Source organism: Sphingomonas turrisvirgatae (assembly GCF_001721295.1).
GTDB classification, from domain to species: Bacteria; Pseudomonadota; Alphaproteobacteria; order Sphingomonadales; family Sphingomonadaceae; genus Sphingomonas; species Sphingomonas turrisvirgatae.
In genome coordinates this window covers 136,690-162,259 of record NZ_MDDS01000075.1, presented here as the reverse complement: position 1 = coordinate 162,259, position 25,570 = coordinate 136,690, and the positions used below count along the sequence as shown (strand labels likewise).

Below are 25,570 nucleotides of genomic sequence, written 5' to 3'. Positions count from 1 at the left end.
GTCCCAGAGATCTCGTGCCTCCGCACATCTCCATCCACCTTAATTATCTGGAGTAGAATCGATGTCCTCATCTCGCAAATCTGCGCCTGCACGCGAACCGCTCGACATAAATCTCGACTGCAAAGAATATATGATCGATTATCTGAAGACTGCCTTCCCGACTCGCATGCTGCGGGTGTTCACGGGCACTGATGGCGAACCCCGCTCGGAACTGATGTGCGATGACGCCGGAAACCCCGTTCATTCGCAGGAAGCGATCCGCGCCCGCGATGACCTGATCGAACGATTGTGCGCGATGCCGGCGATTCCATGCGCGCTCGACGCGCTCATCCGCCATTTTGGTCCCGACGATGTCGCCGAGGTCACCGGCCGCACCCAGCGCTTGCTCACGGATGCCGGTGGCCGACAGCGGGTTGAGCGCCGCAGCCCGCGATCCAATCTTGGCGAAGCCGACGCCTTCATGTCCGGCCGCAAGCAGGTGCTGATATTCTCGGACGCCGGAGGTACCGGCCGCAGCTATCATGCCGACCGTAATTGCGCGTCGGCTAACCGTCGCCGCGTCCATTTCCTGCTTGAGCCCGGCTGGCGCGCATCGAGCGCAATACAGGGGCTCGGACGATCACACCGAACCAATCAGGCCAGCGCCCCGATTTTTCGGCCGGTGACAACCGATTGCCGCGGCGAGCGGCGCTTCATCAGCACGATCGCGCGCCGGCTCGACAGCCTGGGTGCCCTGACCCGCGGTCAGCGCCAGACGGGTGGGCAGAACCTTTTCGATCCGGCGGACAATCTGGAAAGCGACTATGCGCGCGACGCGCTGACGCAGTGGTATCATCTGCTTCACCGCGGCAAGCTGATGAGCACCAGCCTTGCCGAATTCGTCGAGATGACTGGCCTCAAGCTGGTGGAAAGTGAGGGTGGCGCGCTGCTCGATAATCTTCCGCCGATCCAGCGCTGGTTGAACCGTCTGCTGGCGCTCCGAATCAACACGCAGAACGCCATTTTTGAGGAATATCTGGCGCTAATCGAAGCGCGCATCGACGCCGCGCGGGAAGCGGGGACGTTCGATGTCGGTGTCGAGACCATCATCGCCGAGCGGGTCTCCGTCCTCGAAGAGCAGTTGTTGCGGCGCGACCCCGTGACCGGCGCTGAGACCAAGCTGTGCCGGCTCGAGCTTCATCAACGCCGGCGCGCAACGCCGCTCAAGCGAGTCCTTGCCGAGTGCGCGGGCATCGCCAGCATTGCATATCTGCGCAACGAGCGCTCGGGTCGAGTGGCGCTACGCGTGCCGTCCTGGTCGATCCTTGACGACGAGGGGCGGTCAATCCCGGTCTGGCGCCTGGTGAGGCCGAACGGAAGCGAGCGCGTCAGGGATGAACGGCTTGCCGAGTCAAGCTGGCAGGAGGTTGGGGAGGACTTGGCGCAGCAGCTATGGCAGCGCGAATGCGAGGAGATCGTCGCGCATCTGGACGTGCAGACGATCAATATCGCGACCGGACTGCTGCTCCCGGTCTGGAACCGTCTGCCCGATGACGATGTAAGGGTCTGGCGCATTTCCGATATGCAGGGCGCGGCCATTATCGGTCGCATCGTGACGCCCGCTGGGTTCGAGAAGCTGGCGGCAGCCTTTGGCGTGTCGATGGCGATCAAGCTGTCCCCGGCGGAGATCGTCGCCGCCGGCCAGAACCGCGAAGGCGTTGCGATACCTGGCTTGGAACTCGCGCGGCTCGCACGCTCCCATGTGAATGACGATGTGCGATTGGAGATCAGGGACTTTCCGCCCGAGCGCCGGGAATGGCTCAAGTCGCTCGGATGCTTCACCGAGATCATCGCCTACAAGACACGGCTGTTCGTGCCGGCGCAGCGCGCGGAGGCGATCGTTACCGCCATCATGGATGCGCATCCAGCAGTTGGGGCCGCATGATTCTTGTCTGTGTGACAGACCTGGTTATATTGCACACAAAGGAGTCGAATATGGCAGCCCATGCAGCACCCCCCGCAACGGCCCGCAAAGCGTCCAAGGGTCACCCGGCGGCAAGTGGCCACATTTCGAGCGCGTCGGTCATTATGGAAGACGCGCGAAGGGCCGGGCTGCTCGATGGAGATTCGACGGAGCATGTGAGCTTCCGGGCCCCCAAGGCGTTGCTCGAAGCGGCAAAGCGGGAAAGCGGTGCGACCAGGCCAACCGAGCTTGGCCTGCTTGCCCTGGCTATGCTGGCCCAGCCAGATCCGGCGGCGAGCTTCCTGAAGAAGACTCGCGGTAAGCTCGGGGCGGATCATCAGCTTGACTATTGATCTGCGATCGCATCTGCGGCGCATTAAGTCAGAGAAGACGATCCGGCAGTTCTCGCGGCGGCCAGAAGATGAGCTTGTCGCCGCTGCCGACCTTGCTGGTGAAGGCCGTGCGGCGATCATGGCCGATACCAATGTCTATATCCGCTCCGCGGCGGGCACCTTGCCCGCTGCGGCCGAGGCTCTTGTTGAAAGGGGCCTGTTGTTTCACTGCACAGTCTGCGTCGCGGAACTGAGCACCGGCGTAGCAAATGCCGACCCTGAGCATTCTGGATGGAAGACCCTCCGGGATCACTATGCAGGCCTAATCGCCAGTATCCCGGCCACGCGGCTGCTGACGCCCGACCCGGAGATATGGGTCGAAGCTGGACTCATCGCCGGCACGCTAGCGCGGATCCAAAATTACCAGCGGCACCAGCGCAAGGAAGCGTTGAACGATGCGCTCATTTTTCTCACCGCTGCCAAAGCGGGGCTGCCGGTGCTCACTTCGAACCGCGACGAATTCGATCTTATCCAGCAACTCGCTCCCGGCGGCCGGTTCATCCATTTCTAGCACTCATTGTCGCATGCGACTATTCGTTCGCGCTGCCGCATAGAGCACACCCCGCTCACCTGTGGCTCGACTTGAACCATCATTTGGATCAAACTAAATCACATATTGGAGTTCGGGGATGAACGCGTGCAAGTGCCGCTCAGCGATGCCGAGAGCCAGCTAACCGAACTCGTTCGCCGTACCGAGGCGGGTGACGACGTCATCCTCACGCGTCACGGGCAGGCGGTGGTGCAGCTGGTACCGGTTAGCAAGGCCAGGAGCGAAATGGCTCGCCGGGACTTGATTGAAGCGGTTCGTCGGTCGGGTGGGGCAAAGGCGATACCGGGGCCTGACGCCGCCCACAGTCAGGACTTTCTCTATGGCTAGTCATCACTAATGCGCAATCACCCGGCACAAAACGCAGCCAGAAAGAACGGTCGCTTCATTCAGCGCGGGCCGATCCTTGTAAAGCCGGCGGGAGACTCCAAGGTCACCGCAGGAGCCGCCGATGCGGCACTTGAGGCGGTTCGTGAACGTGACGATGAAGGCTGCCGCAGCTCGAAAGCACGGAGCGCTTAAGCTGCGCTACGATGCGTGTGTCGCGCCCACGGAGCCGCTTGCCCCTTCGGAAACACTATCGTTGCGCGAACGCTGTCCGGGCTGAACCGCTTGCCGGCGGAGAACCTGCTTTGTTGCTCAATTCCAGCGCTCGCCGGTGGGTCGCCTGACACAGTCCGGCGGACGACGGCGTTTCCGCTGTCCCTCATCCAGCAGCCATCCAGACCTGTTTCACATCCGGTCACATCGTGATCGAGACGTCGGCAGCACGCTATAGAATGCCTCAGGATGCGTTTCTCGGTGGAACGATCGCCGCCGCCCCCACCATATGTTCGCCGCGACGACCAGAGGGGAGGGGGAAGGAAGGATGCGAGGTCCGGCGTGTGGATCTCATGACATTCAGGAGATCCTTCCATGAACATGCTCGCTCCCGTCGGCCACCCCGCCTCAGCGCCGTACAAGGTCGATATCAGCCGTGGCCACAATGTGAGCCGCGTTTCGTCTGAATGGTTCTCGCGGCCCGATGACGAGCGTTTCCTCTCGCTCGACAGCTTGTACGACCGCGTTCGCGCCCGTGCGGAAAGCGCCACCACGCGCATTGTCGAAAGCCGGGCAGTGCGGGTCGAGGCGCGCAGCGACGACCCCGAGCGGCTGACGCTCCATGTTCCCGACCGGGGCGAACCGATCGCGCCGACCAACTGGTCGTTCGGCCAGCTCTGCAGCCTCGTCGGCGCGCCGGCTTCCTATCTCCGAACGCTCCCTGCCGCGCTCGCCGGCATCAACATGCAGCATGGTCTCATCGCGCATCGCGGCGAGCAGGTGAAGCTGCTCGAGACGAGCGATGGCCGGGCCGAGCTGCGGGCGGTGACTGGGCCCGACTATGGCCGCATCTGGGACCATGAGCTCGTCGCGGCGGTGATGCGCATTGCCGGCAATGGAACGGGCGACACGCGCTGGAAGGTGCCCGGCGTGCTCGACTGGAGCACGATGCACTATAACCCGCATGTCGATGTCTCGCGCGACACCACCACCCTCTATGCATCCGACCGCGACGTGTTTCTGTTCCTCGTCGACGACACGCACCCGATCGAGGCCGGCAAGCTGCCGAATGGCGACCCGGATCTCTACTTCCGCGGTTTCTACTCTTGGAATTCGGAGGTGGGCTCCAAGACGCTTGGCATCGCTACCTTCTATCTCCGCGCGGTCTGCATGAACCGAAATCTGTGGGGCGTCGAGAATTTCGAGGAAATCAACATTCGTCACTCGAAGTTCGCGGCGAACCGCTTCGCCCATCAGGCCGAGCCGGCGCTGGCCCAGTTCGCGGACTCCTCGCCGGCGCGGTTCATCAGCGGGATCAAGACCGCCCGCGAACGCATCGTCGCTCGTACCGACGAGGACCGTTCAGTCTTTTTGCGCAATCGCGGCTTCTCCAAATCAGATGCCGGCAAGGTGATTGCCACAGTGCTGGCCGAGGAGGGTCATCCGCCGGAATCGCTCTACGACTTCGTTCAGGGCATCACGGCCATTGCCCGCGGTAAAGCACATCAAGATGACCGGCTCGATCTTGAAGGCAAGGCCCGCAAGCTGCTCGAGCGCGCCAACTGACGCCTTCGGGCGTGGTGGCTGGCGGCGCGGCACGGCTGAGCTGCCATTATTTCGGGTGCCTGGATCATGGAGAGCGACATGCAGGTCGGCCATTACGTCGTGCTGGGCACCATGCATGTCCGTTGCGCCACGGCTGAGCAACTGAGCGAGTGGGCAGGGTGGCCGGCGGTTGATCAGCCGCTGGCGGTTTCCATAACGCCTTGCGGCTGGTTCCTGCCGACCCGGGTGCCTGGGCGGGGCGACCCGCTGCCGGCCGAGCTTCATGCGATTCTCGCTTTCGGCCGGCGGCACGGCTGCGCCTATGTGCTGCTCGACTGCGACGGACCGCAATCCAGCGCACTTCCGGTCTTTCCGTGGTGACGGCGTCAGCTGGCGGAATGGTGCCGGCAGTCGGCTGATCCGTGCGGCGGTGACCCAGTAATGCCTCGGGCGAGCGCATTGAGTCGAGCCTGGCGCGGCAATCTGCCCCTCCCTTGTGGATAGTGTGATGAACCGTGATGACATTGCGGCGCGCTACCGCGCCGCGTTCCAGGCGTTGCCCGCCCGTACCAGGACGGTGTTCTGGCTTCATTGCATGCTCGGCCGGAAAATCTCTGTCGTGGCGCAGGAATTGACCATCCCTACTGTAGAGGTCGAGGACCACCTGGCTGCGGCCCTGGTGGCGATCGGTAGCGCACTGGACGCTCAGGCTGTTGATGCGCCTGTTGGAGAATAGGGACATGCCCACGTCGTACTTCTCGCCCTTGCGAGCGCGCCTTGCATCTTTCGAGCACGCTTATGCTGTCGCCACACGGCTGCGTCTCGCGACTGGCAAGGACCAGTTTGTTCTTCGGACCGGCGATCCGATACAGCCGGTGCGCGTCTCCGATACGTCACCGATGACGTCAGATGAGCTGATCGCGCGGGTGTTGTGATGGCGGCGCGTGGTGCGGACGGGCTGGACCTTGCGGACTGAGGCGCCGGCGTCGACTCGGCGGTGCTGATCTCGAAATCCTTCGCGAGCTGCTCCAGCGCCTGTTGGTTCCAAGCCACGCCATGCCGTCCTGTCTCAGGTGCGCGCTGGCACTCCGCTCGCGCTTGCGCGTGAGACCGCCGACGGCCCAGATCGCCGCTGCGTCCATCGGGCGGTTATATCGCGCTAAACCGCTCTGCCCGGTTTGGTGCGGGGTGGAGGAAAGGCGGGAAAAAGTGGCGTACCGCCGGGTCGTGCGGCACGGGACCTTTCGTGTTCGCACGCCGGATCTGGTGAAAAGCTGCAGCAGGACGCGCCTGAACGGGAAGGAGGGCGTGCCCCACCATCCGCCGCCGCGCCCCTGGGCGCGGCCGCCCCGGCTTTCACTCGGCGGTACATCGGGCGCGTGGAAGCGTCGCGCTGCAGCCATCGGCGTCGCGGCGCGGGCGAGGGCAGGCAGCAGAGGAGAGAGGAATCTTTGCGGGTGTCGCTTCGGATTGGCCGAGGTGGCGAACGTCAAAGGAACTGAGTCATGAACATCGGTGAGTTCAAGCAGAGCAATGGCCGTTTGATGGGTTCAATCGCGACCCGGACGATCGACCTGCCGCGTCTGGGGCTGCGCCCCGTCGAAAGCAGCAACGAGCGGGCCCCGGTTTTTGAGATCCTCGCGCTCAATGTCGGCAATCGCTGGGTGCAGGTCGGGGCACTGTGGCAGGCGGTGGCGAAGCACACCACTGGCGAGGTCTTCTTTCAGGGCACGATCGACGATCCGAGCCTCTCCGAACCGCTGCCGGTCGCGCTCTTCGGCACGGACGAGGAAGGCTATCGCGTCGCTTGGCGGCGGCCGCAGCGACGTGACGATTTCGGGACGTCGGTCCGGGGCAGCCGGGCAGACGACGCGCCGGATGGCCAGGGCGGGTTCGGCGAAAGCACCGCTGGCGGCGATGGCGGGCTGATGGACGCGGGCCCGGATCTCGACGACCACGTGCCCTATTGAACTGGGCTTGCCGGGCCGGGGGCGCTTGCCGTCCCCGGCCCATTTTTCGTCCATCGCGTTCGAGGAGCAGGATCATGTCCCGCCAGACCAGCAGCGTCGGCCGCTTCGCCGATTTGAAAGCGCTTTACGCCGAAGCCATCGCCACCCCCGAATTCCAGGCCGCCTTTGGCGAGCCCTTGCCCTTGTCGATCGTCGAGCCGGGCGAGGCGCCTGGCGAGCATGAAATGCCCGAGCCGATCGCCGCCCAGGCTGATTGTGCCGGGATCGTCGCGACGATCTTCGACCTGTTCACCGGCACGCGGCTGGAGCCGCTCGCCGCCGAGATCGCTTGGGGGTTCGTCAACTCCTTCCACTTCGTCGCGGGCAAGCTCGAGCGCCGTGAAGACGTGGTCGCGCAGGAACTTGGCGAGCTGGCGCGCGCGCCCGATCTCAGCGAAATCTACACACTCGAGGTCGAGGAGAAGCAGCTGCTCTGTCAGTCGTTCGCCGAGCAGCGCGAGGCGATCGAGTGCATGCGTGACTATGCCGCTGAAATGTACCGCGCCTGTTCCGGCTGGCCCTGGTCGCCGGCGCGGGGCACGCGAGCGTCCTCGGCCTCGTCGGCGAGCCAGATCGCAGCGCAGGATTTCCTGCGCGCCCGTGCCCTGGCCCAGCGCGAGCGGCACTTGCCGCAGGCTCCCATCGTGGTCGTGTCGGGACCGGCGCAATGGCATGACTGGGAGGCGATCTGGGCGCGGCTCGACCAGATCAAGGCACGGGTGCCGCATATGACGCTGGTCACCACAGGGCAGCGCAAGGGAGTCGATGCGATTGCCGCCGCCTGGGCGGCGAGGCCGGGCACCCATGTGCCGGTGGTCGCCTATGGGCTCTATGGGACGGGCAAGAAGGTCGCATTCACGCGTAACCGCAAGCTCGCCGAGCTCAAGCCGGTCGAGGCGCTGTTGTGCGAAGGATCGGGCCTGCAGGCCAATCTTTACCAGCTGCTGCGCCAGGTCGGCGTACCGATCCACGCCTTCAAGAAGGCCGATCAGGCGCAAGCGCCCGCAGCTGTGCTGCCGCGCTCGCGCAACGCGGCCTGATGGGAGACATGAGATGGCGATTCCCGAAGCCTATATCCGCAACTTCCGGACCATGATGCGTGCCGCCGCGAATGGCGACCTGTCGCTGATGGAGTGCACCGATGCCGCTACCGGCGTGCCGCGCTATGTGCTGTGCGCCGTGTCGCTGCAGGGCAATGATTATGTGATGACCCCGTTCGGGCATCTCCACGACGGCAACCCGTATGAGGCCTATGTGCCACCGGGCGGATCGCGGCTGGAGGCGCCGGCGCTGCCGGGCGGGTGATATGATCGGACGAGAAGCGCCGACTTGCCTGACGTGCAGCAATGAGCGACAGGATGGGCGGGCCCAAGGTCGGATTGTATGGCGAGCATCACCATCCGCGAAATCGATGACGCGCTAAAATCCCGTCTGCATCTCCAGGCCGCTCGGCACGGACGCTCGATGGAAGACGAAGCGCGCGATATTCTTCGTTCGGCGCTGTCGTCGGGATCAGGTCAAGGATCTCATCTTGTGGATCGGATTCGGGCGCGGGTCACGCGCATTGCCGGTGTCGATCTCGAGGAAGTTCCGCGCCAGCCGATTCGGGGACCCGTCGATTTATCGTGATTGTGCTCGACGCCAGCGGCGTCGGAACAGCTGACTATTCGGTGAGGAGCGCCAGTTTGCGCAGCGAGCTCGCCATGCCCGCCTCGTGATCGGCCTGCTCGATCCCCGGCGGGACATGGTCGGCAACCATCGTCACCCTGGTGCCATCCGCGACAGGGGCGAAGGTGGTGGTGAGGCGCATCTCACGGTCGAAGGCGGGATCGTCGCTGCGGAACTTGACAAGCTCGACGATTCGCTCCTCGGCAACCAGTTCGGCGAACCGGACTTCAACCGAATCGCTGTCGGGCGCAGTCTTGCCTCGGCCCGGCTCGGGGTAGCGCAGCACCATGCGATAACCGCCACCAGCACGCGGATCGAAGGCCGAGAGCGTCGCGCTCATGCCTTGCGGTGCCCGCCAGGAGGCGAGCATTTCGGGATCGATGAACGCCCGGAACAGGTTCCGCGGCGAGGCGAGGATCACGCGCGAGGCGCTATGCGCCTGCGCTTCGACTTCGATGGTCACGCAAACACCCCTGTTACGCGTGCGGCGGTCTGGCCGTCCCCTTCAGCTTCTGAGAGAACATCGCCTTCGCGGCAATGTGATTCGCGGGGGAGGGCAACGGTTCGTCGCAACAGGCTTCTCGCGCGAGCGAGGAGCCTGTTGTTATGTGGTCGAGAAGCAGGCGCGTGCGTCGCCTGGAACGATGGGCTGACGGGGGCATCGAGCCCCCGCCAGCCCAGCCTCTTCTCTTCTCTCAAGTCTTCTAAGGGTGGCACGGGGACGCGGCGGCCTCAAGGACGGCGGGGCCCCACCATTTTCCCTGGCGGATCGGGCGGCTGGACAGAGACCGCGAGCAATGTAGCCGCCAGAGAAAATCGTGACCCCCACCGCCGCTGCGCGGTCGGGCTGCGCCCGATCCTTGACCCCGCCGCTCGGCGCCCGTGCCGGGAAAATGACCTCTTATGAAAAGGAGGTTCAAATGACCAAGCTTGCACGATCCATCCGCTCTTTCACGGAGATTGCCGACCTTATCATCGCCGAGACAGCAGCGCCCAGCGACGGCTTCGCGACAGCCTTCACAGAAACCATCGACGGGTTCCGGATCGATGCCGGAACCGACGTGACTGATGCCGGTATGCCCGACGCGCGAGAGGTTGAACTGGCGACCGAGATGCTGGTCCGCACGCTGTTCGACGTGCTGCGCGACTCGCGGCTGGAAAGCCTTGCCGACCGGTTCGCCTGGGGGATCGTCCACAGCTTCCACCGGGTGTCCGGACAGCTCGACGGTGAGGCCGACAAGGCGGCCACCCGGATCAAGGCGCTGATCCGCGATGCCGATGGTAGCGAGGTGATGATGGCCGAGCTCGAGGAAGCGCAATTGCACTGTCAATCGCTCGACGAGGCCCGTGACGCGGCGGCCTGCATGCGGGATCATGCCGCGGCGACCTACCATGCCGAAACCGGACGCCCCTGGTCTTCGCCACGGGGGTCGCTGGTATCGAGCAAGCGTACCGCCTCGGTGGTGGCGGCAGCTGACTTCCTGGCCGCGCGACGCCAACGCAAAAACGAGGCACACGCTCCGCAAGGGCCGGTGGTGATCTTCTCTGGCGGACAGGCCTGGGAGGATTGCGGCCAACTCATCGACGCCCTGGATCAGGTGAGGGCGCGCATCCCGTCGATGGTCCTTGCGACGACCGCGCAGGACAAGGGCTGCGATGCGATTGCTGCGGCCTGGGCTGCACGGACGGGGACGCCGCTGATCGCGTTCACGCTCAACCGCAAGCTTGGACAACGAGCCGGGTTCGCGCGCAACGAACAGCTGCTGGCACTCAAGCCAGTGGAAGCGCTGGTCTGCGAGGGGTCGGGGTTGCAGTCGCATTTGGCGCGACTGGTGCGGGCCGCAGGGGTTCCGGCGCGATTCTTCCGGCTGGCGGGGCAGCGGCGCCACGCAGGATGATGGCGGGGACCGGTTCGGGATTTTCCGGACCGGTCCCCCATTTTTTGTGAGCGGTGGAGGTCGCTTCGCTCAGGGACCCCTGGCGGGGTCCGTCGCGGAGCGATGCTGCATCCCCTGTCGGGGATGCAGGCCTCCTGCGCGCGGCTCCGCCGTGCTCGTCGCAGGGACGCCCCTTCGGGGCGGCGAACGTTCAAATAGGCGCTGCGGGCAGCGCCTTAAGGGCGGCGATGGCGGGGCTGCCGCCAGCACGAATCGCATGGGTGAGGAGGTCGCGAAACTCCTTCTCGCTGATCCGTTCGACGGGGATGTCCGTAAGCATTGCGCCATAGCGGGCGCGAAGGCTTCGGCGCACTGACTCGGCCTCCTCGGACAGCGCGCGCTGGCGCTTGTCGAGTTCGGCCAGCTTTTCGCGGTCGGTCAGTTTGGGCATTGCGATCTCCTTCTGGATCGTCTGCCCGCCAGCGTCAGTCTCGCATCGCCTGGTGGAGTCTGCAATGGGCGCGATAGAAGGCCGGCTGTCGCCGGCGTCCCCTAAAAGAATCCCCTTGCGGGGAGCCCCGCGCCTTCCGGCACGAGGCTGCGCAGCGCAGCAAGGCGCTGCGAAGGCAGGACGCACGCCGCAAGGGCGTTTGTAATGCACCGTACGCACGGGTGCTGCGCAATATTTCGCAGTCATTGCAGCTCGTTATCGGAGACTACATGTCATCGGTTATGAAGTGAAAAGCGACTACACATCGTCTGCTCTCCAGCTCGTCCTGCGTAAACAGTTCTCGGGAAGGGATATTTGACCGACGACACGTCGTCGGCGCGAGCGCGCCTCGCACAGACCACGCCGTCTGTGTGCGTTGTATGCGCCGAACCGGCACTTCAGCGCCCCGACCCGTGCACCGCCATCGACGGGCGGCTAATACGGTCTTCGCCATGGCGGGCAGCTGAGACGGAGAGTTGCATGCCCGTGGTCTCGATCCGAATGGATGACGAGCTTTATCGACGGCTGAGGCTGCGCGCATATGGCGGCAATCTCAGCTTGTCCAAGTTTCTGCAACCGGTTCTCGAAGAAGCCGCTACCCCGGGCGGCAGATATCCGTTCACTGCGAACGACGAGATCCTCGGAATTGCCATCCAGATCTTCGCGCTGCTCTCCGAGGTCGCGCTCCACCAGTCGCCAGACCTCTGCAACAAGGCGCTCGATCGAGCCCGTGTGTTGCTGGCTGAGCGCGGCCTGCTTGATGAGATCGGCCGATGAGCATCTTCCGCAACGATACGCTCGGTTCCTGGACGAGGGGCGGGCAGGCGATCGTCCACAATGTCCGCATGACCACTCAGGTCTTCTATCAGACGATGCTGGCCGGGCTGGTTATCTGGGTGATTGGCACCGGCTGGTATGCGTTCGAGCAATCGTCGCCCTATGAGCGGTTCGTCCTCGCCAAGCTTGGCCAGGCCGCGGTGATGGGGGACGCGGTACCAGGCAACGCCACGCCGATCTTGTTCGAGACCCCGACCGGCCAACGCTACTGGACCAACCCGGAACTGTTGCTCAAATCGAGCCTTGCTCGCACGACGCTGCGGCGGTTGGAAAGAAACCTCCTGCGCGGCGCGCTGATCGCGGGCCTGTTCACCCTCGCGATGCTTGCCTGGGCTTGGTTCTACTTTACTCAGATGGGTCGCGGGCTCGGGTCCAACCAGTTCCTCCGAGGCGCCCGGTTCGGCAGCGCGCGGCAGGTTAGGCGGGCGCTTTGGCGGCATGCGCGCGGCAGCTTCGCGATCGGTGGCGTGGCAGTGCCCGAGAGCTTCGAGCCGGAACATATCCTGATCTGCGGCGCCCCCGGAACGGGCAAGACCAACATCATCGTCAAGATGCTGGCCGGCATCCGCGAGAAGCGCCGTCGAGCGATCGTCTATGACACCGCCGGGACCTTCGTCGAAAAATTCTACCGCCCCGGGATCGACGTGATGCTTAACCCGCTCGACGTGCGGTCCGACCGCTGGAGCCCCTGGGTCGATGTCCCCCGGGAATATCACTACGACCAGATCGCGGAATCGACGATCCCGGACAAGTCGGGAGACCCGTTCTGGGCGAAGTCTGCCCGCGGCACCTTGGTCGCGGTGCTGCGCAAGCTCGCTCGGCAGGAACGCATGCTGGTATCGCAGCTGCTCGACACACTGGTGCGTTCAAAGCTCAAGGACCTCGCCGCTTTTGCGCAGGGGACAGAGGCTGCTGCGTTCATCAGCATGGAAGGGGAGCGGACCTCGGCCGGCATCCAGGCTGAACTGGCTTCGGTGATGCGCAGCTTCTCCTATCTGGACGACACCAAGGACGGGTTCTCGATCCGCGACTGGGTCGCGAATGAGAAGGACGACAGCTGGCTGTTCGTGACCGTGAAGGCCGACCAGCTGCCCTCCCTGCGGCCGCTGATCACCGTCTGGCTCGATATCGCGATCAGTGCGATCATGAGCCTCTCTGCCGACCGCAACCGGCGTCTCTATTGCGTGATCGACGAGCTGCCGAGCTTGCAGAAGCTGCCGTCGCTCTCGGACTTTCTCGCCCGCGCCCGCAAATATGGTGGCTGTGGTATTCTCGGCTTCCAGAGCTATCCCCAGCTTGAAGCCACCTACGGCATTCAGGATGCCGCGGCAATCACCGGCTATTGCTCCACCTGGGTGGCGCTGCGCGCGAACGACACGCCGACCGCCAAGCATGTCAGCGAGAATCTGGGCCAGGTCGAGCAGATCGAAGCCAATGAGGGCATGTCCTATGGCGTGAACGACATGCGCGACGGGGTGAACCTGTCGCGGATGCAGGTGACGCGGCCGCTCGTGCTCCACACCGAGGTCACCAACCTCCCTAATCTCACCGGCTACCTCCGGTTCGGGCGCAATCTCCCGGTGGTCCGGTTCCAGGATATCTATCATGCCATGCCGTCGATCGCGGCGGCGTTTCAGGAGCGGACCGACCCGCCGCATCGGGTTGATCTGGCAGACGAACGACTCGCTTCCGCTTCAGTCCCGGCTCCATCCGGCAAATCCCGGCGCCGGGCTCCTCGCCCTCGCAGCGAAAACGTGAGCCCCGAACTTCCGCTGGAATGGGATGCGCCGACCGGGGATACCCCGCCTCAAGGCCCAGCTGAAGACGAGATCACCGAACCCTCTGAGGTGCCTGCCGCAGTGCAAACCGATTCAGCATCGGTGCCGCTGCTCATGCTCCATGGCAATCCCAACGGGTTCCGGCTGCGGCAGCATGGGCGCCAGGACGGCGCGCGTGGCCCGGCGAGGCCGGCATGATCCATCCGCGCCGCCTCAAGGGCACCGCCGCCAATATCGCCCGCTATTATTCGGTTGGGGACTATTACACCAAAGGCGCTGACGAGGGGTCGGCCTGGGGCGGTGCGCTCGCGGCCGATCTCGGGCTCGAGGGAACCGTCGATCCGGCGCTGTTCCAGCAATTGCTGGCTGGCAAGATTGGCGACCAGCAGCTCGGCCGGCACGGCAAGGCTGGCGTGATCGAGCATCATCCCGGCTGGGACTTCGCGGTCAGCGCACCCAAATCAGTGTCGGTCATGGCGCTGGTCATGGGCGACGACCGCATCGCTCAGGCCCACGAACGCGCTGTCAGCACCGCGCTCGGCTATCTTGAAGAGCATGCGATGCTGCGCCACCGGATGGCTGGCGAGATCGTCCATGAGACGACCGGCCGCCTCCTGTTCGCGCGCTTCACCGAGCATGCGTCGCGCGAGCTCGATCCGCATCTCCACACCCATGTGGTCGTGTTGAACATGACCAATCGGGAAGCTGACGCGCCCATGGCGAGCCTCGAAACGCGCGCGATGTACGCCGAGCAGATGACCGCGGGGCAGGTCTACCGCAACGAGCTGGCACACGGACTGCGGGAATTGGGCTATGGCATCGACCGCGATCCGCGGACCGGGCTGTTCGAGATTTCAGGTGTCCCTCAAGACTTGATCACGACGATGTCGCAACGCGCAGAGCAGATCGATGCGCATGCGGCGGAGAACGGCCTTACCGGGCAGGCAGCGCGGCGCATTTCATTTTACGAGACCCGAGGCGCGAAGGAGAAGCTCGGCCACGAATCGCTGCAAGCGCGATGGGCCGCTCGCTCGGCAAATCACCGCGAGGCACTGGATGTCGTTCGCACCGAGGCTTCGAGTCGGGAAGACGAAATGGTGGTGCCACACCGCGCGACTTCAGCTCGGGCGATGCTGTTTGGACTTCGTCAGGCGGAAGGGCGCGAAGCGGTCAGCAATCTTGGGCAGATGCTGCGCCTCGCCCTGTCATCGCACTTAGGAGAGGTCCGTCTTGCGGATATCCGCCCTTTGGCGGACGTTCACCTCGCGCGCCGCAAGCTTCTGGAGACACACGAGCAGACCGGTGACGCCGTGCTCACGCGCGGCCGGACCACGCGACGGGCAGCGCGTCTCGAACTCGCGCTTTCCGAGCATCTCGCCTTGGCCATCGATGACGCCAGGCCATTGGCGTCGCGCGAGCGGCTGCAGGAGGTGAGCGCGGATGCCGGCCTCACGCCGGCTCAGCGAGGCGCGCTGGTCCATCTCGGCTTGTCCAGCGACAGAGTGCTAGGGGTTCATGGGGTGGCAGGGGCGGGGAAGTCCACGCTGATCCGAGCGCTCCGCGAAGCGGCCGGTGAAGATACCGAATTGATCGCGCTGGCTCCGACCTCTTCTGCATCCGCCAATCTCGGCGCCACCGCGGGTATCCCATCACGCACCGTCGCAAGCCTTCTCGCGACCGGCGGACGAGGCATCGACGATCGCCACGTACTCGTGCTCGACGAGGCCGGACAGCTCGGCAATCGCCAAGCGCAGCGCATGCTGGAGATCAGCCGGATGACGGGCGCGCGTCTGGTCCTGCTCGGCGACAACAAGCAGACCGGCGCGATCGAGCAAGGCAAGCCATTCTGGCTGATGCAAGAGCTTGGGCTTTCGAAGGCAACACTCACCGAGTCAGTTCGTCAGGAAACGCGAGCGATGAAGGCGGCGGTGACCCAGGCGCGGGCCGGCGAATATGCCGCCTCGCTTGCCAGCCTGGATCGTGTCGTCAGTGGCAGCACCGCGGGTGACCTCGCCAAGGCGCTGGTTCACGAATGGACGCGGCTCAAACCCGAAAATCGGGCCAATACCAACATCCTTGTTCTCGAGAACGCGACTCGCCTGATCGTGAACGTTGAAGTGCGTAAGGCGCTAAAGGCGGAGGGTGCGGTCGCCGCGGAAGACAGCCGACTCGAGGTGCTGACGCCGGCGGGCATGACCGCGCAGGAGAAGTATTTCGCGCGCTTCTACTCCGGCGGCCAAGTAATTACTTTTTCCCGTGACAATGCCGGTCTCGGACTCACCCGAGATGCCGAATATCGTGTGCTCGGGATTGGAAAAGGACCCGGCGGGCGGCAGCTTGTCCAGCTCATCGACGAGCGTGGTCGGACAATCCGTTGGGATCCGCGGCTCGGGCGAGCGTCGCAGGTCAATGTCTTCCGGACCGAGCAGCGCGATCTTTCACAAGGCGATCGCATTCAGTGGCGTCTGGTAAGTCACGAGCTCGGCGTCAGGAATGCCGAGCGGGGGACGGTCGAGGCACTGCGCGGCCCCGTCGCGACGATCCGCTGGGACAGCGACGGAAGGGTCCAGCAAGTCGATCTCAGCCAGCACAAAAGCTGGGATCATGGCTATGCGGAGACCGTCTACTCGGCTCAATCCAAGACCTACGATCGCGTCTACGTGCTCGCGCCTGTTAACTCGCCGCTGGTGACCGGACAGAACTACTACACTGCGATCACGCGCGCCCGGTTCGGCGTCAAGCTGTGGACCGAGGACGAGAAGCGCCTCGTCGACAAACTGGAGCGGCGAACCGGCGAGAAGACCTCGGCGCTCGAAGGCTTGGGTCGCCTCGATCGCAGTTCGGTGCGTCAGCGCGAAGCACACCATGGTGACCGCTGGAACCGAATTCGCAGCGAGGACCGGGCGGCCCGCAAGGCCCGGAAGGCGGAGCTCGCAGCGATCCGCGAGGCCGAAGAGCGCGGAGACCAGTCGCTTGCCACGGTATTGGCAGGTCGAGCGGCAACTGTGGTCGGCGCTCTGGACCGATGGCTGACCTCACTCGCGGAACGGTCGCGGCTCGCTGGTCATCGCGAAGGCCAACAGTCCGCTCAACCTCATTCGGCCAACCCTGAACGAACGAACGGAGTTGGTGATCATGATCGCTAGGTTTCGCACCCTCGGCGCTGTGGCTGCCCTCGTAACGAGTACGGCTGCTGGCGCTGAGAAAAGCCAAATGTCCAAACATCGTGCGGCGCAAGAGCAATTGATCGGCCAGTGCATCAAAGCAGCGTCTGGTCATCATGGCTGGCTCGAGAAAACCCTGTGGGGACTACGTGATCAGGAAGGCGGCTGGATCGGGGCGAAAATCGCGAACCGTGACGGCAGTCACGACCTGGGACCCTTGCAAATCAACAGCTGGTGGATCTCGAAGTTCGCCGCCGCAACAGGGAAGCCGGCGCCGAGCATCCGTTGGTGGTTAACTCACGACGCCTGTTTCAATGTCAGTGCGGCACGTTGGATATTTCTGTCGGGCCTCGCCCTGACGAGCGACTATTGGAAGGCCGTCGGAACCTATCATAGCCCAACGGCCTGGCGGCAGCGGCGTTACGCCCTGAGCGTCGCTGCCAGACTCCGCAAACGATTCGGGCTGGATGTTTTCAAGCCTCGGCAAACGATACGAATCAAAGAAAGGACTGAGCTGTGAGGGCGCGGATCGTCGATGCCAGAGTAGAGCCGCTAGCCGTGCGGATCCCCCAAGCGGCCCAGATGCTCGGGATTGGAAAGTCAAAGCTCTACCAGTTCATCGCGGCCGGCGAGATCGAGACGGTTAAGGTTGGGCGCTCGACGCTTGTCCCGACCGATAGCTTGAAAGCATTCATTTCGAGCCGCCGGCGATCCACATAGCTGGTCAATGTGCTGAGGTGGGCTCTCCAGGTCCACGTTCAGCCGAGCGACTGACTATTCTCTCGCAAATCTCCCAAACGGCCCGATGCCAGCAAGGTCTCGCTTGCTGCATCGTGTCGCCGTGTTGACCCGGCCATCACGGATCTGTCGGTCGCTCCGACCAAATTAGCCGGAGAGAGGGGGGGGGGGCGGCTTAGTGGATCCTATAGGGAACCTATAGCAATTTCTAGGTTCCAGCCTCTTCCAGAGAAGGTTGCTTAGTCACCTATGCCATTGAATTTACTAAGGATTTTGGTGGACGCACTTGGGCTCGAACCAAGGACCCGCTGATTAAGAGTCAGCTGCTCTACCAACTGAGCTATGCGTCCATTCCGGAGCTTCGAGAAGTGCCGAGTGGCGCTTCCCGTCGTCGGGAGCGGCGCGCCTAGCACCCGGTTTTTGCGATTGCAACACCCTTCGCGCGGAAAATGCATTACCAGCCAGATGCGCTGGTCGCCTGGCGGTTGCGGCGGTCGATCGCCATGACGATGCCGAGCGCGATCATCACCGTCATCATCGACGATCCGCCATGGCTGATTAGGGGCAAGGGGATGCCCGTGACCGGCGCCAAACCCATCACCATCAGCAAGTTGATCGCGATGTAGAGGAAGATCATCGCGCCAATGCCTGCTGCCGTCAGTCGTTCGAACTTGCTCCGCGCGGCGACGCCGACGCTGATCGCCCACAGGCACAGCGCGATCAGGCCGGCAATCAGCGCCACCCCGCCGACCAGGCCAAACTCCTCTGCCACCAGCGCGAAGACGAAGTCGGTATGGCCTTCGGGCAGATAATCCAGATGCACCTGCGTGCCGTTGAGCAAGCCCTTGCCGAAGGGGCCGCCCGAACCGATCGCAATCTTTGACTGGGTGATGTGATAGCCGGCGCCGAGCGGGTCGTCTTCGGGGTTGAGGAAGATCAGCACGCGTTTGCGCTGATATTCCTGCATGCCGAAATTGACGGCGAGCGGGATCGCGATCGCGGCGGCAAAGCCCGCGCCGATGAACAGGCGCAGCGGCAGTCCCGCCAGGAACAGGAGGATGCCGCCGCCGGCGATGATCATCATCGCTGTGCCGAGGTCGGGCTGGACCAGCACCAGCGCGGCTGGGAGCAGGATGATGATTCCGGCCGGCCAGATCGCAGCGAACTTGCGAAGCTCGCCCGAGGGCAGCAGTTCGTAGAAGCGGGCAAGTGCGAGCACCAAGGTCAGTTTGGCCAGCTCGGACGGCTGGAGCCGGATAAAGCCGAGGTCCAGCCAGCTTTGCGCGCCGCCCGCGACGTGGCCGATCGCCTCGACCAGCAAGATCAGGGCAAGGGTGACCACATAGGCGGGAAAGGCCGCGATGCGGTACCAGTCCATCGGGATGCGCGACATGGCGAGCGCGACGGTGAAGAATGCGCCGAAGCGGATGCCGTGGCTCAACGACCAGGGCTGGAGCTTTCCGCCTGCGGCTGAATAGAGCATCAGCGCGCCGAACCCGCCAAGTGCGAGGATCAGCAGCATTGCTGGCCATGGCAGGCGCAGGACAGGCGCGGGGACCACGCCGGGGCTGATGCGGTTCATGCTGGGATTCCCGGCGATGGAGACGGCGATGGCGTCGCGGTGGGCGCTGGTGCGGGCGTTGCGGCGGGTGAGGGCGCTAGCGTCGGTGTCGCACTTGCGCCTGGCGTGGCTGAAGGTGCGATCGGTGCGAGGCCGTTCGAAGCGCGGAAGGCGGCTTCCTTTGCCGCCATGCGCGTGCGGATGTCACCGCCCCAGGCCCGTTCAAAGGCAGCGAGCGAATCGAGTGCCTTCTGCTTGTCGAACAGCCAGGTCAGCACATCCTTGGCGACCGGTGCCGCCGCGCGTGCGCCGCCCATGCCGTGTTCGATCACCACCGAAGCGGCGTAGCGCGGATTGTCGACCGGGGCGAAGCAGACGAACAGGCCATGGTCGCGATACTTCCAGTCGCCGCCCTGGCCGCGGTTGCGGTCCATGATGCGGCGGACCTGCGCGGTGCCGGTCTTGCCCCCCATGCGGATACCGTCGAGCTGAAGCTTCGAGGCGCCGGCCGTGCCGCGGCCGTTGACCACTTCGTCCATGCCGCCGCGGACGATCGCGAGATGCTCGTCCGGAAAGGCGAGATGCGGCGCCTGGGGGCGCTTGCCGGCGATCAGCGCGGGCAGCAGCGCCCGGCCGGAGGCGAGGCGAGCCGCGGAGAGCGCCAGCTGAAACGGACTGACCAGCACATAGCCCTGGCCGATCGACGCGTTGAGCGTGTCGGCCTGAGTCCAATCCTGTTTGTACCGTCGCATCTTCCAGGCCGTATCGGGAATGGTGCCATAGCGTTGCGAGGGCAGGGGCAGGTCGAACTCGGCACCGAAGCCGAGTTTGCGCGCGGCGGCCGCAATCGGTTCGATCCCGATCTCGCGCCCCAGCGTGTAGAAATAGGTGTTGCAGCTGCGCGCGATCGCGGTGTGCATGGTCATCGGCCCGTGCCGACCAAGGCAACCGAAGCGGCGGTTCCCAAGCGTATAACCGCCATTGCAATTGACGGTACGCCTGGGATCGATGCCGGCACCCAGGATCGCCAGCGCGGTCGCCGGCTTGAACGTCGAGCCGGGTGGATAGAGGCCCTGCAGCGTCTTGTTCATCAGCGGCAGATGGTCGTCCTGCGACAGCATCTTCCACTCGCTGCGGCTGATACCGTCGGAAAACGCATTGGGGTCGTAGGACGGCATCGACACCATCGCCAGGATGTCACCGGTCAGCACGTCAAAGACGGTGCACGAACCCGATTCGTTGCCGAGCCGTCGCGCGGTAAACTCCTGAAGCCCGGCGTCGACGGTCAGGCGTACCGTCTGTCCCGGCTCGTCGGGCCGCGTGGCAAGTTCGCGCACCAGCTTGCCGCGCGCGGTCACCTCTACGCGCTTGGCCCCGGCCTTGCCGCGCAGCTGGTCCTCCAGCATCTTCTCGAGCCCGTCCTTGCCGAGCTTGAAGCCGGGCGTTAGCAGTAGCGTGTCTTTTGTCGCCTTGAACTGTTCGGCCGTCGCCGTGCCGACATAGCCGACCAGATGGCCGACGGCAGCGCCCGCCGGATAGCTGCGGGCGAAGCCGCGCGTGGGCGCCACGCCGGGCAGTTCGGGAAGACGAACGCTAACGGCGGCGAACCGCTCCCAATCGAGGTTCTCGGCGACGGCAACCGGCTGGAAGCCTGACGCGCCCTTGAGATCATCCTCGATCCGCGCGACGTCCTCAGCCGTCAGCTTGAGCAGCTGGCTGAGCTGCGCAAGGACACGGCCCTTGTCCTCGAGCCGGTCGGGGATGATGTCGACGCGAAAGTCGGTGCGGTTGTTGGCGATCGGCGCGCCATGGCGATCGACGAGCCACCCGCGGCGCGGCGGGATCAGCGTCAGGTTGACGCGATTGCTCTCGGCCAGCAGGCGATATTTGTCATTCTCGTACACGGACAGATAGGTCATCCGCGCGGCGAGGATCGCGCCGAGGCCTGCCATGCTGCCGCCCAGCACGAAGGCGCGGCGCGAAAAGCTGAAGCCCTGTTGCGGTTCGGTGATCAGGCGGATCGGACCGCTCACCGTGCGCGCCCTTTGCCGTCGAGCCGCGCGACAAGACGCGAGAGCACTGGGAACAGCGCGATCGAGATCAGCACCTGCACCAGCAGCACAGTGTCGACGTGCGCGGTCAAGGGCGCCGCGACCAGCCGTCCGCCGATCAGGCAGAAGCCAATCGCGCCGCCCGCCAACAGCCAGTCCTGGAAAAAGTCACGCCACACGATGCGATTGTCTAGCACATCGATGAGGATGCACGACACCGTCCAGAACAGCATCCCGCTGCCGAGTGGCTGGCCGCTGACCAGATCGTCGGCAAGGCCCAGCAGCACCGGCGCCCATGGCTTGAGCAGATCGGGGCGGTGCAGCCGCCAGGCAAGCAGCATCATCAGCCCGAATGGCGGCAGGATCGGGAAGGACATCTTGAACGGCACCAACGTGACCAGCGAACCGATCACGATGCTCAACGGCGCGAGCCAGTTGGCGCGGGCCGAGACATCGGGCTTGCCCAACCCGGCAAAGGGCGATCCGCTCACCGTGGCGCCGCTTCCGGCGCGCGGACCTGGCCTGCTTCAGGCAGGAACATCTGCTGCACCAGCGCGAAGTCGAGCGTATCGGGGCTGGCGAGCGGCGCAGCCTCTGCCAAGTCGCGCGCGCGCCTACTGACGCGGCCGACCGCGATGTTGGGTGGGAAGACGCCGCCGACGCCTGAAGTGACGAAGGCGTCGCCCGCCTCGAACTGCGCCTGTGCCGCGCTGGCCGAGCGGATTTCGAGCAGCCCGTCGCCACGCCCGGCGGCGATGGCGGGCAGACCGTCGCGGACGCGACGAACCGGCACGATGCTTTCAGGATCGAGGATCAGCAGGACTCGCGCCGTGTTCGGGCTGACCTCGACCACCCGGCCGATCAGGCCGTTGGGGCCGCGCACCGGCATGCCGGTGCGCACGCCTTGCCACGAGCCGGCATTCAGGACCGCAAAGCGCCGCGTGCTGGAGGCCGAGGAGTAGACCAGCCGCGCCGCGACGACCGGTTCGGCGGTGCGATCGCGCAGCCGCAGCATCGCGCGCAAACGGCGATTTTCGTTGGTGATGGCGCGCGCCTGGTCGACCAGTGCGCGATCACGTTCGACCTGCGCCCGCAATGCGGCATTCTCGCTGCGAACGCCGAAATAGCTGGCGATGCCGCCGGGTATGCCGGAGACGCCCCGTCGCGTCCAATCCAGCCCCGAGGCGATCGGCGTGACGATCTCGGAAAAGAAGCCACGCACGGCGGCGAAGGCGGGCGGGTTGAACGTCGAGAGCAGCAACAGGCAGGCGCCGACCAGCGCGCCGCCGACCGCGACGACATAGCTGATGAACAGCCCATATTGCGCCCGCCGCGAAAATCCGGGGCGCCGATTGGGTGGCGGCGCCATCGTCCCGTCGCCTCAGACCGCGAGGAGAACGCCGGCGAAAATCGGATCCTCGAGCGCGCGACCGGTGCCGAGCGCCACGCAGGTCAGCGGATCCTCGGCGACCGTCACCGGAAGGCCGGTCTCGTCGCGCAGCACTTCGTCGATCCCCTCGAGCAGCGCGCCGCCGCCGGTGAGCACGATGCCCTGATCGACGATGTCGGCGGCGAGTTCGGGCGCGGTATTCTCGAGCGCGATGCGCACGCCCTCGACGATCGTGCCGACCGGTTCGCTCAGCGCCTCGGCGATCTGGCCCTGGTTGATCTGGATTTCCTTGGGCACGCCGTTGACGAGGTCGCGGCCCTTGATGTGGATCGTCTGGCCGATGCCGTCCGCCGGCGGCTTGGCGATGCCGACTTCCTGCTTGATCCGCTCGGCCGTGCTTTCGCCGATCAGCAGGTTATGGTTGCGACGGACATAGGAGACGATCGCTTCGTCCATCTTGTCGCCACCGACGCGCACGCTGGTGGAATAGGCGAGGCCACGCAGCGACAGGACGGCGACCTCGGTCGTGCCGCCGCCGATATCGACGACCATGCTGCCGATCGGTTCGGTCACCGGCATGTCGGCACCGATTGCAGCCGCCATCGGCTCTTCGATCAGCATGACCTGCGACGCGCCCGCATTCGACGCAGCGTCGCGGATCGCGCGGCGCTCGACACTGGTCGAGCCCGATGGCACGCAAATCACGATCTGCACCCCGAACACGCGGCGGCGGCCGCCATGCACCTTGCGAATGAAGTGCTTGATCATCTCTTCGGCGACGTCGATGTCCGCGATCACGCCATCGCGCAGCGGGCGAATCGCCTCGATGCTGCCTGGCGTTTTGCCCATCATCAGCTTGGCGTCGTCGCCGACCGCCTTTACCTTCTTGATCCCGTTCAGCGTTTCGACCGCGACGACTGACGGCTCGTTCAGCACCACGCCGCGCCCGCGCAGGTAAACGACCGTGTTCGCGGTGCCCAGATCGATTGCAAGATCATGGGACATGAACTTGAAGAGGCGGGAGAAAACCATTGTGTCGCACCGTCCTGTCGCGGCAGGGCCCTGGCCGCGGTTCGCACTAAAAAATAAAATCCAGACCCGCCCTGGACGGATCGACTCCGGCCTGGAGAAAATGGCGGATACGGGTCGCGGAATGCCGCCGATTGGGCTAGGCTGACGGCCATGTCAATACGCCGCTTGCCGGAGCATCTTGTCAACCGGATCGCCGCCGGAGAAGTGGTGGAACGCCCTGCCAGCGCGCTCAAAGAACTGGTCGAAAACGCGATCGATTCCGGTGCCAGCCGAGTCGCCGTCCGGCTGGGCGGCGGTGGGGTCGAGTTGATCGAGGTCACCGACGATGGCTGCGGCATGGACCGGGGTGAAATGGCGCTGGCGCTGGAGCGGCATGCGACGTCGAAGCTGCCCGATGACGCTATCGAAGCGGTCGTCACGCTGGGCTTTCGCGGCGAGGCGCTGCCTTCGATTGCAAGCGTCGCGCGGCTGACGATCGAGAGCCGGGTGCGCGGGGCCGAAGGCTGGTCGCGCGCCGTGGACAATGGCGCCGTCGTCGCTGAAGGGCTGGTCGCGCTTCCGCCGGGCACCCGTGTGCGCGTCGAGGGCCTGTTCGAGAAGGTGCCCGCGCGGCGCAAGTTCCTGCGCTCGACCCGCGCCGAATATGCCGCGTGCCTCGACGTCGTGAAGCGGCTGGCGATGGCGCGCAGCGATGTGGGCTTTTCGGTCGAGCATGACGGTCGGCGGGTGCTGCAGGTGCAGGAAGGCATGGGCCGGCCCGAGCGGGTCGCGGCGCTGACCGATCGCGACCTGGCGGCGAACAGCGTCGGCGTGGATTTCGAGCGGGAAGGGATCGTGTTGGGCGGCGTGGCGGGGCTGCCGACGTTCAACCGCGGGGTGGCGGGTCACCAGTATCTGTTCGTCAACGGACGGCCGGTGAAGGACCGGCTGCTGAATGGCGCGGTGCGCGGCGCTTATGCCGAGATGCTGGCGCGCGACCGGCATCCGGTCGTCGCGCTGTTCCTTGACGTGCCGCCGGACCAGGTCGACGTGAACGTGCATCCTGCGAAGACCGAGGTTCGGTTCCGCGACCCGCAGCTGGCGCGGGGACTGATCGTCAGCGGCCTGAGGCGAGCGCTGGACGAGGCCGGGCATCGCAGTGTGCAGCGGGCGGATGCGGCCGTGATGGGGCTGTGGCAGTCAGAGGCGGATCAACTCGGCCGTCATCCCGGCCAAGGCGGGAATCTTGGGCTGTATCCGCCCTCGACTGAGATCCCGGCGTTCGCCGGGATGGCGAATTGGGCGGGAAGCAGCCATTCGGTGCAGGAGCGCCGACCGACCTTCTTCGCGCCGCCGCCGCAAGCGCGGGCGGAACCGGCCGCCGCGCCGGTGCCGGGCGTCACCAGCTTTCCGCTGGGCGTGGCGCGGGGGCAGGTGGCCAAGACCTATATCGTCGCGGAAGCGGAGGACGGGCTGGTACTGGTCGACCAGCATGCCGCGCATGAGCGGCTGGTGCTGGAGCGGATGCGGCGGGCGATGAGCGATGGCGGCGTCGCGTCGCAGGCGCTGTTGCTGCCGCAGGTGGTCGAGCTGGACGAGCCGGCGTGCGACCGATTGGAGGCGCGAGGGGCGGAGCTGGCCGAGTTCGGGCTGGAGCTGGAGCGGTTCGGGCCGCGCGCGATGCTGGTGCGCGCAACGCCGGCAATGCTGGGCGGGGGCGACGTGACCGCTTTGGTCACCGACATCGCCGACGAGCTGGCGGCGTTCGACGAGGCGCTATCGCTGAAGGAGCGGCTCGACCATGTTGCGGCGACGATGGCGTGCCACGGATCGGTCCGCGCCGGCCGCGTGCTGTCGGTCGCCGAGATGAACGCCCTGCTGCGCGAAATGGAAGTGACGCCGCATTCGGGGCAGTGCAACCATGGCCGGCCGACCTGGGTGAAGCTGGCGCATGGCGATATCGAGAAGCTTTTTGGAAGAAAATGAGCGGCTTAAATGCGCGATGCGGCTGCGTTGCAGCTAAACCGCCC

The 25,570-nt window shown here is 65.0% G+C and carries 25 protein-coding genes and 1 tRNA gene; 18 read left to right on the top strand and 8 right to left on the bottom strand.

The window, feature by feature from the left end; genetic code table 11:
• Nucleotides 1–61 precede the first annotated feature (61 nt).
• The 11 genes from BFL28_RS18300 (at nucleotide 62) to BFL28_RS18245 (ending at nucleotide 8,604) form a co-directional block, all read left to right on the top strand.
• Complete coding sequence (locus BFL28_RS18300; RefSeq protein ID WP_079247289.1) at nucleotides 62–1,924, top strand: strawberry notch C-terminal domain-containing protein; 1,863 nt, start codon at nucleotides 62–64, stop codon at nucleotides 1,922–1,924.
• A 194-nt stretch (nucleotides 1,925–2,118) separates the two neighbouring features.
• The gene (locus BFL28_RS18295; protein WP_206599149.1) at nucleotides 2,119–2,295 is read left to right on the top strand and encodes a hypothetical protein; all 177 of its coding nucleotides are present in this window, start codon (nucleotides 2,119–2,121) and stop codon (nucleotides 2,293–2,295) included.
• On the top strand, nucleotides 2,285–2,845 hold the full coding sequence (locus BFL28_RS18290; protein WP_241527397.1) for a type II toxin-antitoxin system VapC family toxin: 561 nt from the start codon (nucleotides 2,285–2,287) through the stop codon (nucleotides 2,843–2,845). The genes BFL28_RS18295 and BFL28_RS18290 overlap by 11 nt, the downstream gene beginning before the upstream one ends.
• Before the next feature lie 126 nt (nucleotides 2,846–2,971).
• On the top strand, nucleotides 2,972–3,211 hold the full coding sequence (locus tag BFL28_RS18285) for a type II toxin-antitoxin system Phd/YefM family antitoxin (RefSeq protein WP_069321968.1): 240 nt from the start codon (nucleotides 2,972–2,974) through the stop codon (nucleotides 3,209–3,211).
• 585 nt (nucleotides 3,212–3,796) lie between these two features.
• Nucleotides 3,797–4,987: a DUF932 domain-containing protein gene (locus BFL28_RS18280; protein WP_069321933.1), complete on the top strand. Its 1,191-nt coding sequence runs from the start codon at nucleotides 3,797–3,799 to the stop codon at nucleotides 4,985–4,987.
• A gap of 78 nt (nucleotides 4,988–5,065) precedes the next feature.
• On the top strand, nucleotides 5,066–5,347 hold the full coding sequence (locus BFL28_RS18275; RefSeq protein ID WP_069321967.1) for a DUF5983 family protein: 282 nt from the start codon (nucleotides 5,066–5,068) through the stop codon (nucleotides 5,345–5,347).
• 127 nt (nucleotides 5,348–5,474) lie between these two features.
• The gene (locus BFL28_RS18270; protein ID WP_131818690.1) at nucleotides 5,475–5,702 is read left to right on the top strand and encodes a sigma factor-like helix-turn-helix DNA-binding protein; all 228 of its coding nucleotides are present in this window, start codon (nucleotides 5,475–5,477) and stop codon (nucleotides 5,700–5,702) included.
• A gap of 769 nt (nucleotides 5,703–6,471) precedes the next feature.
• Nucleotides 6,472–6,936 carry a DUF736 domain-containing protein gene (locus BFL28_RS18260; RefSeq protein WP_069321931.1) on the top strand — a complete coding sequence of 155 codons (465 nt, stop codon included), beginning with the start codon at nucleotides 6,472–6,474 and terminating at the stop codon, nucleotides 6,934–6,936.
• A 74-nt stretch (nucleotides 6,937–7,010) separates the two neighbouring features.
• Nucleotides 7,011–8,015 (top strand): DUF2493 domain-containing protein, encoded by a 1,005-nt coding sequence (locus tag BFL28_RS18255; RefSeq protein ID WP_069321930.1) that lies wholly within the window; start codon nucleotides 7,011–7,013, stop codon nucleotides 8,013–8,015.
• 13 nt (nucleotides 8,016–8,028) lie between these two features.
• The gene (locus tag BFL28_RS18250; protein WP_069321929.1) at nucleotides 8,029–8,280 is read left to right on the top strand and encodes a DUF6117 family protein; all 252 of its coding nucleotides are present in this window, start codon (nucleotides 8,029–8,031) and stop codon (nucleotides 8,278–8,280) included.
• Nucleotides 8,281–8,358: 78 nt separating this feature from the next.
• Nucleotides 8,359–8,604, top strand: coding sequence for a FitA-like ribbon-helix-helix domain-containing protein (locus tag BFL28_RS18245; protein ID WP_069321928.1), 246 nt, complete (start codon nucleotides 8,359–8,361; stop codon nucleotides 8,602–8,604).
• Between the two features lie 34 nt (nucleotides 8,605–8,638).
• On the opposite strand, the gene BFL28_RS18240 is transcribed toward BFL28_RS18245, so the two are convergent.
• The gene (locus tag BFL28_RS18240; RefSeq protein WP_069321927.1) at nucleotides 8,639–9,106 is read right to left on the bottom strand and encodes an SRPBCC domain-containing protein; all 468 of its coding nucleotides are present in this window, start codon (nucleotides 9,104–9,106) and stop codon (nucleotides 8,639–8,641) included.
• Between the two features lie 457 nt (nucleotides 9,107–9,563).
• On the opposite strand from BFL28_RS18240, the gene BFL28_RS18235 reads away from it, so the two are divergent.
• Nucleotides 9,564–10,541: a DUF2493 domain-containing protein gene (locus BFL28_RS18235; RefSeq protein WP_069321965.1), complete on the top strand. Its 978-nt coding sequence runs from the start codon at nucleotides 9,564–9,566 to the stop codon at nucleotides 10,539–10,541.
• 190 nt (nucleotides 10,542–10,731) lie between these two features.
• Here the strand turns inward: BFL28_RS18235 and BFL28_RS18230 are convergent, their stop codons facing one another.
• Nucleotides 10,732–10,971, bottom strand: a complete 240-nt coding sequence (locus BFL28_RS18230) for a hypothetical protein (protein WP_069321926.1) — start codon at nucleotides 10,969–10,971, stop codon at nucleotides 10,732–10,734.
• Between the two features lie 540 nt (nucleotides 10,972–11,511).
• On the opposite strand from BFL28_RS18230, the gene BFL28_RS18225 reads away from it, so the two are divergent.
• The 5 genes from BFL28_RS18225 to BFL28_RS18205 all read left to right on the top strand — a co-directional run bounded on the left by BFL28_RS18225 (nucleotide 11,512) and on the right by BFL28_RS18205 (nucleotide 17,509).
• Complete coding sequence (locus tag BFL28_RS18225; RefSeq protein ID WP_131818689.1) at nucleotides 11,512–11,787, top strand: CopG family transcriptional regulator; 276 nt, start codon at nucleotides 11,512–11,514, stop codon at nucleotides 11,785–11,787.
• Nucleotides 11,784–13,823: a type IV secretion system DNA-binding domain-containing protein gene (locus BFL28_RS18220; protein ID WP_069321924.1), complete on the top strand. Its 2,040-nt coding sequence runs from the start codon at nucleotides 11,784–11,786 to the stop codon at nucleotides 13,821–13,823. The genes BFL28_RS18225 and BFL28_RS18220 overlap by 4 nt, the downstream gene beginning before the upstream one ends.
• Nucleotides 13,820–16,771 carry a MobF family relaxase gene (gene mobF / locus BFL28_RS18215; protein WP_069321923.1) on the top strand — a complete coding sequence of 984 codons (2,952 nt, stop codon included), beginning with the start codon at nucleotides 13,820–13,822 and terminating at the stop codon, nucleotides 16,769–16,771. Before BFL28_RS18220 ends, mobF begins: the two co-directional genes overlap by 4 nt.
• Before the next feature lie 67 nt (nucleotides 16,772–16,838).
• Nucleotides 16,839–17,309, top strand: coding sequence for a lytic transglycosylase domain-containing protein (locus tag BFL28_RS18210; protein WP_069321964.1), 471 nt, complete (start codon nucleotides 16,839–16,841; stop codon nucleotides 17,307–17,309).
• Entirely contained in the window at nucleotides 17,306–17,509 is a 204-nt protein-coding gene (locus BFL28_RS18205; protein ID WP_069321922.1) for a helix-turn-helix domain-containing protein, read from the top strand. The genes BFL28_RS18210 and BFL28_RS18205 overlap by 4 nt, the downstream gene beginning before the upstream one ends.
• 292 nt (nucleotides 17,510–17,801) lie before the next feature.
• On the opposite strand, the gene BFL28_RS18200 is transcribed toward BFL28_RS18205, so the two are convergent.
• The 6 genes from BFL28_RS18200 to BFL28_RS18175 all read right to left on the bottom strand — a co-directional run bounded on the left by BFL28_RS18200 (nucleotide 17,802) and on the right by BFL28_RS18175 (nucleotide 23,561).
• Nucleotides 17,802–17,877, bottom strand: a tRNA-Lys gene (locus BFL28_RS18200).
• A gap of 104 nt (nucleotides 17,878–17,981) precedes the next feature.
• Nucleotides 17,982–19,109 (bottom strand): rod shape-determining protein RodA, encoded by a 1,128-nt coding sequence (gene rodA / locus BFL28_RS18195; RefSeq protein ID WP_173655797.1) that lies wholly within the window; start codon nucleotides 19,107–19,109, stop codon nucleotides 17,982–17,984.
• Nucleotides 19,106–21,121 (bottom strand): penicillin-binding protein 2, encoded by a 2,016-nt coding sequence (gene mrdA, locus BFL28_RS18190; protein ID WP_069321921.1) that lies wholly within the window; start codon nucleotides 21,119–21,121, stop codon nucleotides 19,106–19,108. Before mrdA ends, rodA begins: the two co-directional genes overlap by 4 nt.
• Nucleotides 21,118–21,630, bottom strand: coding sequence for a rod shape-determining protein MreD (mreD, locus tag BFL28_RS18185; protein ID WP_241527396.1), 513 nt, complete (start codon nucleotides 21,628–21,630; stop codon nucleotides 21,118–21,120). The genes mrdA and mreD overlap by 4 nt, the downstream gene beginning before the upstream one ends.
• Nucleotides 21,627–22,508 (bottom strand): rod shape-determining protein MreC, encoded by an 882-nt coding sequence (gene mreC / locus BFL28_RS18180; protein ID WP_069321919.1) that lies wholly within the window; start codon nucleotides 22,506–22,508, stop codon nucleotides 21,627–21,629. Before mreC ends, mreD begins: the two co-directional genes overlap by 4 nt.
• A 12-nt stretch (nucleotides 22,509–22,520) precedes the next feature.
• Nucleotides 22,521–23,561 carry a rod shape-determining protein gene (locus BFL28_RS18175; RefSeq protein WP_069321918.1) on the bottom strand — a complete coding sequence of 347 codons (1,041 nt, stop codon included), beginning with the start codon at nucleotides 23,559–23,561 and terminating at the stop codon, nucleotides 22,521–22,523.
• 150 nt (nucleotides 23,562–23,711) lie between these two features.
• On the opposite strand from BFL28_RS18175, the gene mutL reads away from it, so the two are divergent.
• On the top strand, nucleotides 23,712–25,526 hold the full coding sequence (mutL, locus tag BFL28_RS18170; RefSeq protein ID WP_069321917.1) for a DNA mismatch repair endonuclease MutL: 1,815 nt from the start codon (nucleotides 23,712–23,714) through the stop codon (nucleotides 25,524–25,526).
• Nucleotides 25,527–25,570: the final 44 nt, after the last annotated feature.

Excerpts from the sequence above, each read along its gene's own strand:
- BFL28_RS18300 (WP_079247289.1), top strand. The coding sequence starts at position 62 with ATGTCCTCATCTCGCAAATCTGCGCCTGCACGCGAACCGCTCGACATA.
- BFL28_RS18280 (WP_069321933.1), top strand. The coding sequence starts at position 3,797 with ATGAACATGCTCGCTCCCGTCGGCCACCCCGCCTCAGCGCCGTACAAG.
- BFL28_RS18275 (WP_069321967.1), top strand. The coding sequence starts at position 5,066 with ATGCAGGTCGGCCATTACGTCGTGCTGGGCACCATGCATGTCCGTTGC.
- BFL28_RS18270 (WP_131818690.1), top strand. The coding sequence starts at position 5,475 with ATGAACCGTGATGACATTGCGGCGCGCTACCGCGCCGCGTTCCAGGCG.
- BFL28_RS18260 (WP_069321931.1), top strand. The coding sequence starts at position 6,472 with ATGAACATCGGTGAGTTCAAGCAGAGCAATGGCCGTTTGATGGGTTCA.
- BFL28_RS18255 (WP_069321930.1), top strand. The coding sequence starts at position 7,011 with ATGTCCCGCCAGACCAGCAGCGTCGGCCGCTTCGCCGATTTGAAAGCG.
- BFL28_RS18250 (WP_069321929.1), top strand. The coding sequence starts at position 8,029 with ATGGCGATTCCCGAAGCCTATATCCGCAACTTCCGGACCATGATGCGT.
- BFL28_RS18245 (WP_069321928.1), top strand. The coding sequence starts at position 8,359 with ATGGCGAGCATCACCATCCGCGAAATCGATGACGCGCTAAAATCCCGT.
- BFL28_RS18235 (WP_069321965.1), top strand. The coding sequence starts at position 9,564 with ATGACCAAGCTTGCACGATCCATCCGCTCTTTCACGGAGATTGCCGAC.
- BFL28_RS18230 (WP_069321926.1), bottom strand. The coding sequence starts at position 10,971 with ATGCCCAAACTGACCGACCGCGAAAAGCTGGCCGAACTCGACAAGCGC.
- BFL28_RS18225 (WP_131818689.1), top strand. The coding sequence starts at position 11,512 with ATGGATGACGAGCTTTATCGACGGCTGAGGCTGCGCGCATATGGCGGC.
- BFL28_RS18220 (WP_069321924.1), top strand. The coding sequence starts at position 11,784 with ATGAGCATCTTCCGCAACGATACGCTCGGTTCCTGGACGAGGGGCGGG.
- mobF (WP_069321923.1), top strand. The coding sequence starts at position 13,820 with ATGATCCATCCGCGCCGCCTCAAGGGCACCGCCGCCAATATCGCCCGC.
- BFL28_RS18210 (WP_069321964.1), top strand. The coding sequence starts at position 16,839 with ATGTCCAAACATCGTGCGGCGCAAGAGCAATTGATCGGCCAGTGCATC.
- rodA (WP_173655797.1), bottom strand. The coding sequence starts at position 19,109 with ATGAACCGCATCAGCCCCGGCGTGGTCCCCGCGCCTGTCCTGCGCCTG.
- mreC (WP_069321919.1), bottom strand. The coding sequence starts at position 22,508 with ATGGCGCCGCCACCCAATCGGCGCCCCGGATTTTCGCGGCGGGCGCAA.
- BFL28_RS18175 (WP_069321918.1), bottom strand. The coding sequence starts at position 23,561 with ATGGTTTTCTCCCGCCTCTTCAAGTTCATGTCCCATGATCTTGCAATC.
- mutL (WP_069321917.1), top strand. The coding sequence starts at position 23,712 with ATGTCAATACGCCGCTTGCCGGAGCATCTTGTCAACCGGATCGCCGCC.